The organism is Paeniglutamicibacter sp. ORCA_105 (assembly GCF_045798545.1).
GTDB classification, from domain to species: Bacteria; Actinomycetota; Actinomycetes; order Actinomycetales; family Micrococcaceae; genus Paeniglutamicibacter; species Paeniglutamicibacter sulfureus.
The window spans coordinates 1-8,235 of sequence record NZ_JBIXLM010000071.1; the positions used below are offsets into that span (position 1 = coordinate 1).

Consider the following 8,235-nt stretch of genomic DNA (forward strand, 5'->3'; position numbering starts at 1 on the left):
CCCTTCTCGAAACTGATGGACTGGCGCGGTACCAGGCGAATTTTCGTTATTCTTCGATGACGCGCAGCGAGCGTTCCGGACAGCTTGCGACGGCCAAGCGGCCTTCGTCTTGAGACTCGGGGGCAATAGGGTTCGACGGTTGGATGGCCAGCCCGTCCTCATCCGAGAGCGTGAACAGGTTCGGTGCGGTCATTTGGCAGACGCCGTGCCCTTGGCACACGTGCCGCTCGAGTTCAATGCGCATCAGTACTCCTTTTGGTTCTTTTCTCCGAACGGAGATGGGCAGCTTTGGTGTCCTGCATGAATTCTTCCTTGGCCCCTAGACTGGGCTTACAGTCCATTCTATTATAATAATTAGTAGATACAAGGATGAATTTTGCCAGAGAGCTGCTTCGTCCAGGCCGCCAAGAACCAGAAACGGGAAGCAAAGGGGAGTCACATGACACAGCAAATTGACGCGGAGACTTCGTCACGGACCGATCGCCCGATCGTTGAGTTCGACCACAATGCAGAGGCACACAGTGCCGATCCGGTTGCCAGTTACCGCGCTTTGCGGGAGAAGGCACCTGTCGCGTGGACCGATGCCTGGGGCGGATACTGGGTCCTGAGTGGTTACGACGCCATCTTCGATGCCGCCCGAGACGATGAGATGTTCTCTTCTGCCCGCAGTGCCCACGGCGGCGAGGGGCAGGCAATCCTCATTCCCAAGCGACCGATCGCGGAGCATTTCCCCATTGACCTTGACCCGCCGGCATCCATGCCGTACCGCCGCATCATGAACCAGTTGCTCTCGCCCTCGAGGATCGAGGAAATGCGCCCGATGGTCGAGCGGTACACGACGCTGTTCATCGACGACATCATCGAAAGCGGCGAGGCCGATTTCGCGGCACTGACCGGTATTCCATCTATCATCACGATCGACTGGCTGTCATTGTCAGTTGAGGACTGGCGCCGCTACTCCTTCGCCCACCGCAAGGTGCTTTCCGCGCCATTGGACAGTGCCGAGTACATCAAGGTCACCACGGAGGAACTCCCCGCCCTGGCGGAGAAGGTGAAGGCGGCCATCGCCGAGCGCAGGCGCAATCTGGGCGACGATCCCATCAGCTTCATCCTGCGCCACGAGATCGACGGCCGGCCAATCACCGATGAGGAGGTGCTGAACATGGTGGACCTGATCATCTCCGGCGGCGTGGGCACGGTCGCCTCGCTCAGCGGCCAGGCACTCGAATGGCTCTCCGCCAACACGGATGTCCGCCAGCGGCTCATCGATGATCCCAGCCTGATGCAGAACGCCGTCGAGGAGTTCCTGCGGTATTTCTCCCCGACCCAGGCCCTTGCGCGCACCGTCGGCAAGGATGCCGACTTCCATGGCGTCAAGATTAAGGAAGGGGACCGGGCGCTGCTCGCCTGGTCCTCTGGAAACCGTGATGCCGCCGGTGGCTTCGAGAACCCGGACGAGGTGGACATCGAACGCATGCCCAACCGCCATATGTCTTTCGGCGTCGGCAGCCACCGCTGCGCAGGCTCCCACCTGGGACGCCTGATGGCCAGGACCATTCTGACCCAGGTCCTCGAACGCATGCCCGACTACCAGGTGGACCGCGCCAAGGTGACCCGCTACCCGCGGCAGGGTGTCAATACCGGCTTCGAAACGCTGCCGGCGACGTTCACCCCGGGAAAGCGCCTGTTGGAAGAGCGGCTCTAGCAATCGGGACTGCCCGTTTGCGCCGGGCGGCCCGGGGTGCTGCCTTAGGACTTTGAAAGGGATGACGGATATGGGTATCAGTGCCCCGGCCCAGGAGCCCTGGGCGAACGAGCAGGCGACTCGCCCCGGGCTTTCATGGGGGGTCAAGAGCAGTTTCACGCGCTACATCGATACGATGCCTGACGGCCGACGGGGCGCGGGACATGGCGCCACGGAGGCTGGTGACGGGGTCTACTTCTTCGAGCTCGAGGATGCTTCCGGGTTCGATCCGTCGTCCCCCGAGGGCATCGTCAAGTACCGAGGCGACCTGCGCTACAAGGGTCACCAGGGGATGCTTTTCGTTATGATCGTCGATCCATGGATTGAGTTCCGCGACACCGGAGCGGTCCTGACGGCAGTCGACGCCGAGCGCTGGCCCAACAAGGAGCATCGCATCGAGCTGGCGACACTTGCACCCGGCGCGCCGGCCGCCGGCCGTTTGCCCAGGGGATGGGCACTCATGGACGCTCGGTTGACACCGGCCGGCGTCGAGGTGTTCAACGGGGTCTACGGGGTCGGGGAACGGCTGGAGCCGGTGGGATTCTGCGCCCACCTCAAATCGGGCGGTTGAGGGCCCGATGCCCTAAGGCGTGCCGCCGGGCAAAGCAGCTCGGGTCGGCGCCTTGCGAAATTACTAAGCGGCGCCCCTGTTGCGTCGAATCATTTATGGTTACAATCATGATCATGGATTTGGTGAACATCTGGAACGAAAGGGATAACCCATGCCAAAGGTGACCTATACCTCGGTCGGCGGCGACGTCGACGTCCTTGAGGGCAACATCGGGGATTCCGTGATGGAAATTGCGGTGCGAAACGGCCTGCCGGGAATCGTGGCCGAGTGCGGCGGTTCCCTGGCCTGTTCCACCTGCCACGTGTTTGTCCGCGAAGAGGACCTGGCGGGAATGGCGGCCATGGGCGAGCTCGAGGATGAGATGCTCGACGGCACCACCCAGGAGCGACGCTGTAATTCGCGGCTCTCGTGCCAGCTGAAGCTCGAAGCGGATGTCCACGTGTACATCGAAACACCGGAAAGCCAGGTCTGAGCGCCATGTCGGAGAACAACGGAATCCTCATCGTCGGGGCCTCGCAAGCCGGCGTGCAGCTCGCCAGCTCGCTTCGGGAAATGGGGTACGCCGAGCCGATTACGCTTGTCGGCGCCGAGCAACATGCCCCGTACCAGCGGCCCCCGCTGTCCAAGGCGTTCCTGCAGGGACTCGTTACGGCGGAGACCCTGGCGTTCAGGACCGGGGACTTCTACGAGAAGCACAACATCGAGCTGGTCCTGAACGAACGCATTGTGTCTTTCGAGAAGGGCTCCGACGGCGCGGGGACGGCGACCTCCGCCTCCGGCAGGAAGTTCGCCTTTGATCGACTGGCCCTGACCACCGGGGCGCGGCCGCGGAAACTGGAGCTGGAAGGGGCGGAACTGGAAGGTGTGCTTTACCTTCGCGACGCCGACGACGCCGATGGCCTCAAGGCCCGGCTGGAGAACGCGCGGAACGTCGTCGTGGTCGGCGGCGGATTCGTGGGTCTGGAAGCGGCCGCAAGCGCCCGGAAGTTGGGCAAGCAGGTCTCCGTCTTGGAGGCGGCTCCCCGCCTGATCGGCCGGGCGGTGGGGGAGGCCACCTCGGACTTCTTCTTGGGTGCCCACCGGTCGCGTGGTGTGGAGGTCACGCTGGATGCGCGGATCGTTCGATTTGCCGGTGACGCGCAGGGGTGTATCACCGGCGTGGAGCTAGGGGACGGGCGCATCGTGCCGGCCGACGTCGTGCTGGTGGGTGTCGGTGTCGTTCCCCGCACCGAGCTTGCCGAAGCCCTTGGGCTGGCCTGCGGCAATGGAATCGTTGTCGACGAGCATTCACTTGCTTCCGACGGGACCACGCTGGTCGCGGGCGATTGCGCGGAGATGCCCAACCCACTGCCGCGCGAAGGCGCGCCGGAGCGCCTGCGGCTCGAAAGCGTCAATAACGCGGTGGAACAGGCGCGTAATGCAGCCGCCACGATCGTCGGGAACAAGGTTCCCTATCGCATGGTGCCATGGTTCTGGTCCGACCAAGGCAATCTGAAGCTGCAGATGGCCGGGTTGTCGGCGGGATATGACCAAGTGGTGCTGCGCGGTGCGGTCGCCGACGAGAAGTTCTCCGTGATCTACTACCGCGACGGGCAGGTCATCGCCGTGGATTGCATCAACAACCCGGTGGACTTCATGGCCGTCAAGACGCTCCTGGCCAAGGGGCTGAACGTGCCGGCGGACCGGGCCGGCGATTCCGGCACCCCGTTGAAGAAGATGATGGCCGAGCTGGAGCCTTCCTCCTGACGGGGCGGCAGCGTGGAGAATTGTAATAGTCGGACTATACTTATGATTCTATTGTTACGCGGCCACGCCGCACGCCCCTTCATCAAGGCTTCATCAAGGAGAACCCATGCAGACCTCGTTACGGCCGCAGAAGACGGCCGTCTTGGTGGCCCAGCGAATCGTCGCCGACATCCAGCGCAGGGGAAACGTGCCCGGTGATCGCCTGCCTCCCGAACGGATCATGCTGGAGGAATACAACATCGGTCGCGGCACCCTGCGCGAATCGCTGCGCTTCCTTGAACTGCAAGGAATCATCATGCTCAAGCCGGGGCCCGGCGGCGGACCCGTGGTGCAGCAGCCTGACGGCGGCGGCCTGGCCACTGCGTTGACCCTGTTGCTGCAGTTCGAGAATGCGCCGTTCAGGACCATTACCGAGGCCAGGACGGCGCTCGAGCCGATGATGGCGCAGCTCGCGGCGACCCGGATGGACGAGGAGCAGCTTGCGGAGCTGAAGTACAGCGTTGACCACATGCTCGACAAAGTCGATGACGAGTCTGTGTTCCTTGAGATGAATAAGCGGTTCCATGACATCATTGCCCGCAATTCCGGGAACGCCTTATTTGGGCACCTCACCGAGACCCTCTTGGGAATGCTCGACGGATCCGCAATCGGAGTCGATTATCCGGAGCATCGCCGGGTTGCCGTCCACAAGGCTCACGTCGTGATCTATGAGGCATTGGCAGCCAAGGACCCGGATGCGGCGGCGAGCGCCATGCAAGAACACATCCTCGAATACGCCAACTACGTTGAACGCAAATTCCCGGACATCTTGAACACCCCGATTTCCTGGACCTTGTAGCCCGTGCCCCACGGGCCTGTCGAATATGGATTTGAGTCTTTAATCTAGGATAACGATTGTAACTATATTGACTTTCTGCTAACTTTTCCTTGTGAGGTGCGCCACCGTGGGCCCAATGGCCCCATGCCGTGCTGCGAATGAGAGCCCAGCCGGCACGCGGCGGCAGAACCTGCCGCGTCGCGCCGAAGACCGTCGGCGCCGCCCACCATCTAAGGCCGAGAGCAGGGAGTGAGCATTGAGTATCAGCGCAGATAGTTCCGTGTACGACGTGATCGTTTTGGGTAGCGGGGCCTCGGGCCTGTGCGCCGCCTTGGCGGCGGCGGACGCCGGCGCGAGGGTTGGCGTCTTTGAGAAGGCACCCGTCCTGGGTGGCACCACTTGCCTGTCCAGCGCCGTTGCGTGGATGCCGAACAACCGCTATGCCCGGGAAAAAGGAATCGAGGACTCGCGTGCCGATGCGCTCGCCTACCTCGAATCCCTGTCCAACGGCATGATCCTGCCCGAGATGGTGGAGGCCTTCGTGGACACGATCCCCGTGCTGCTGGACTGGCTGGAGACCACCCCGTTGAAGATGTCCCTGGTCCCCGGATACCCGGACTACCACCCCGAGCAGCCCGGCGGAAAGCCCGGAGGCGGAAGGTCCATCGAGCCGCAGCTGTTCTCGCTGCAGGGGCTGGGCGAATGGGCCGGCTGTCTGGGAGGCACCCCGCGCCGGATGCTTGTGGGCGAGACCCCGATCGGCGGCGGCACCGGATTCCTGCCGCCGGAGACGGCCGCGCAGCGAGAGGAAGAGCAAGTCGAGGGACTGGGCCGCGCAATGGTCGCCGCACTGCTGCAGGGATGTCTCGACAAGGGTGTCGAGGTCCACGTAGGGGAGCGCGCCACGGAGCTGCTCATCGAGGATGAAGCCGTCCGCGGCGTCGTCCTCGAAGGCCCCGATGGACGCCATGAGGTCCTTGCCCGTCAGGGCGTGGTGCTGGCCACCGGCGGATTCGAGTGGGACAAGGACTTGGCCCGTGACTTCCTGCGCGGGCCGATCAGCCACCCGGCCAGCGTTCCAACCAACACCGGCGACGGTTTGCGCATGGCCATGCGGGTCGGAGCCGCCCTCGGCAACATGCGCGAGGCCTGGTGGGTCCCGGTGTGCACGCTGCCCGGGGAAAATGCCTACGGGAGCCAGCCGGTGTACCTGGTGCAGCGCGAGCGGACCGTGCCTCATTCGATCATGGTGAACCGCGAGGGGAAGCGCTTCGCCAACGAGGCAGCAAACTACAACGCCATGGGAGGCGCCTTCCATGAGCTGGACCCCACCTCCTTTGACTACCGGAACATCCCCTGCTGGGTCGTTTTCGACGCCCAGATGATGGAGCGCTTTGGCGGCTTTGGCTCTGCCCCCGGGGCGCCGGTGCCCTCGTGGATCCCACGGTCGGACTCGATCGCCGGGCTGGCCGGGCTGATCGGGGTCCCGGCCGGGGCCCTTGAGCAGACGGTCGAGCGTTGGAACGGGCACGCCCGGAAGGGCCTCGATCCGGACTTCCGGCGCGGCGAGAGCGCATTCGACGGCTATGTCGGCAACCGGGATGCGTACCCGGGGGCGGAATCCACCTTCGGCTCCTTGGAACAAGGCCCGTTCTACGCTGTGGAGCTGCATAGCAGCACTCTGGGGACAAAGGGTGGTCCGCGCACCACGCCCCAGTCCGAGGTGTTGTCGGTCGACGGCCGTGTCATTCCCGGCCTCTTCGCGGCCGGCAACGTCATGGCCGGGCCCACCGGAATGGTGTATGGCGGAGCCGGGGGAACCCTTGGTCCGGGGCTGGTGTTCGGCTACCTGGCCGGTCGCGCCGCGGCCGGAAGGACGGGCGCGGACGTGCAGCCCGAATCCGCTGCGGCCATGCTCGCCTAGAAGGCGTCCCAACACACGTGAAACCCCCGCAAAGTGCGGTGGTTTCACGTGTTTGCGGCCAGGTCGGTTGCCGCGCCCGGCCAAGGACAGGCCGCGGCCACTTAGCGTCGTGAGGCGTACTCGTGGAGTTCCTCGTCGACCGAGAGCGGGCTGCGCAACAGTATTCCGCCCAGCACGATGCCTGCGGAGGCCGCGATGAGGAAGCAGAACGGAGCGGTCCAGCCGCCGGTGGCGTCGTGAAGGAGACCGACGACCAGCGGACCGGCAACGGAAATCAAGGCACCATTTCCCTGCACGAAACCGCTGAGCGCAGCGGTCGTGGCCAGAGTCCGCGTCCTGGCATTGATCAACGCGAGCATCACGGGAAACAGGCCGGTGCCCGAGGCCGAAACGAGGACCCAGAGCGGAGTGAGCACGCCGGGAGCGAGCAGCAGTCCTGTGTACCCGGAAGCGAACAGGGAGGCGCCAATGTAGGCGAGCACTCCGGGATTGCGCATCCGCAACGCAATCGCGGGGACGACCAAGGCCAACGGACCGGCTGTCACGGCATAGATGGATAGCAACACCCCTGCCTCGATGCCGGAGATGCCCGCGGTGTCCATCAGGATCTCCGGCAGCCAGGCAAGCATCGCGTACCCGTTGAGCGCGGACAACCCATGCATCAGCATCAGACCCCAGGCGACCCGGGAACGCCACAGCCCCGCCCCTGCGCCGCGCCCGGCGAGGGCCGCCGGCGAACCATTCCCGGCCTTTGACGCCCTTGACCGCCCCCTGAAGGCCAACACTATCCAAGGGGGCACCGCGATCGCGGCGGCGACGCCCCACACCATCAGCGAGCCCCGCCAGCCCGCGGCATCCGCAGCCAGCGGCGCAACGGTGCCCGGAATGGCCGTGCTGACGGAAAAGAGCATGGCGTAGATGCTGGTCATCAAGGCGATCCGGTCGGGGAAGTACTTCTTCACCAGCGGCGGCAGCAGGACGTTGCCAACGCCCATGGCCAGCATCGCCACGACGCTGCCGACCAGCAGCTGCGTGAATTCCCCGGCCATCGCCCGGATCAGATGGCCCGCGCACATGCCGGCACAGGCCAGCACCATGTTGGTTTCCAGCCGGATCCAGCGGGCGAGGATCGGGCCCAGCAACCCCCCGGTGGCCAGCATCAGAGGGGGAAGCATTCCGATGACACCCAGGGCCACGTCGTCCATCGGCACGTCCACCACGATCCGGCCGACGATCGGGGACATGGCGGTGACCGCCGAACGCAGGTTCAGCGCCACCAGCACGATGCCGGCGAGGGCCAGGGCCCTGCCCGGCCACACGGGGCGCAGTTCAAGGGCATTGCGCGGGGACGTGATTCCACCACTCACTGCTGCCTCCTAGGGTTTGGGCCGATGTGTTGCCGCACGAAGCGGGAACGGGGGGGGGGGGGGGGG

General features: G+C 64.6%; 8 protein-coding genes. 6 read left to right on the forward strand and 2 right to left on the reverse strand.

All coding sequences use genetic code 11. The features are described 5' to 3' along the window. Positions 1-46 precede the first annotated feature (46 nt). Positions 47-244, reverse strand: a complete 198-nt coding sequence (locus ACIPUB_RS19760) for a ferredoxin (RefSeq protein WP_407608943.1) — start codon at positions 242-244, stop codon at positions 47-49. Positions 245-439: 195 nt separating this feature from the next. On the opposite strand from ACIPUB_RS19760, the gene ACIPUB_RS19765 reads away from it, so the two are divergent. The 6 genes from ACIPUB_RS19765 to ACIPUB_RS19790 all read left to right on the forward strand — a co-directional run bounded on the left by ACIPUB_RS19765 (position 440) and on the right by ACIPUB_RS19790 (position 6,802). Beyond that, a complete protein-coding gene (locus tag ACIPUB_RS19765; RefSeq protein WP_407608944.1) occupies positions 440-1,705 on the forward strand; it encodes a cytochrome P450 in 1,266 nt (421 codons plus the stop codon). A gap of 70 nt (positions 1,706-1,775) precedes the next feature. Next, the gene (locus tag ACIPUB_RS19770; RefSeq protein ID WP_407608945.1) at positions 1,776-2,315 is read left to right on the forward strand and encodes an HtaA domain-containing protein; all 540 of its coding nucleotides are present in this window, start codon (positions 1,776-1,778) and stop codon (positions 2,313-2,315) included. Positions 2,316-2,466: 151 nt separating this feature from the next. After that, a complete protein-coding gene (locus ACIPUB_RS19775; RefSeq protein ID WP_407608946.1) occupies positions 2,467-2,787 on the forward strand; it encodes a 2Fe-2S iron-sulfur cluster-binding protein in 321 nt (106 codons plus the stop codon). A gap of 5 nt (positions 2,788-2,792) precedes the next feature. Then, the gene (locus tag ACIPUB_RS19780; RefSeq protein WP_407608947.1) at positions 2,793-4,061 is read left to right on the forward strand and encodes an NAD(P)/FAD-dependent oxidoreductase; all 1,269 of its coding nucleotides are present in this window, start codon (positions 2,793-2,795) and stop codon (positions 4,059-4,061) included. Positions 4,062-4,167: 106 nt separating this feature from the next. Continuing rightward, complete coding sequence (locus ACIPUB_RS19785) at positions 4,168-4,899, forward strand: FadR/GntR family transcriptional regulator (protein ID WP_407608948.1); 732 nt, start codon at positions 4,168-4,170, stop codon at positions 4,897-4,899. Positions 4,900-5,134: 235 nt separating this feature from the next. Continuing rightward, positions 5,135-6,802, forward strand: a complete 1,668-nt coding sequence (locus ACIPUB_RS19790) for an FAD-dependent oxidoreductase (RefSeq protein WP_407608949.1) — start codon at positions 5,135-5,137, stop codon at positions 6,800-6,802. Positions 6,803-6,903: 101 nt separating this feature from the next. Here the strand turns inward: ACIPUB_RS19790 and ACIPUB_RS19795 are convergent, their stop codons facing one another. Next, a complete protein-coding gene (locus ACIPUB_RS19795; RefSeq protein WP_407608950.1) occupies positions 6,904-8,169 on the reverse strand; it encodes a CynX/NimT family MFS transporter in 1,266 nt (421 codons plus the stop codon). Between the last annotated feature and the right edge of the window lie 66 nt (positions 8,170-8,235).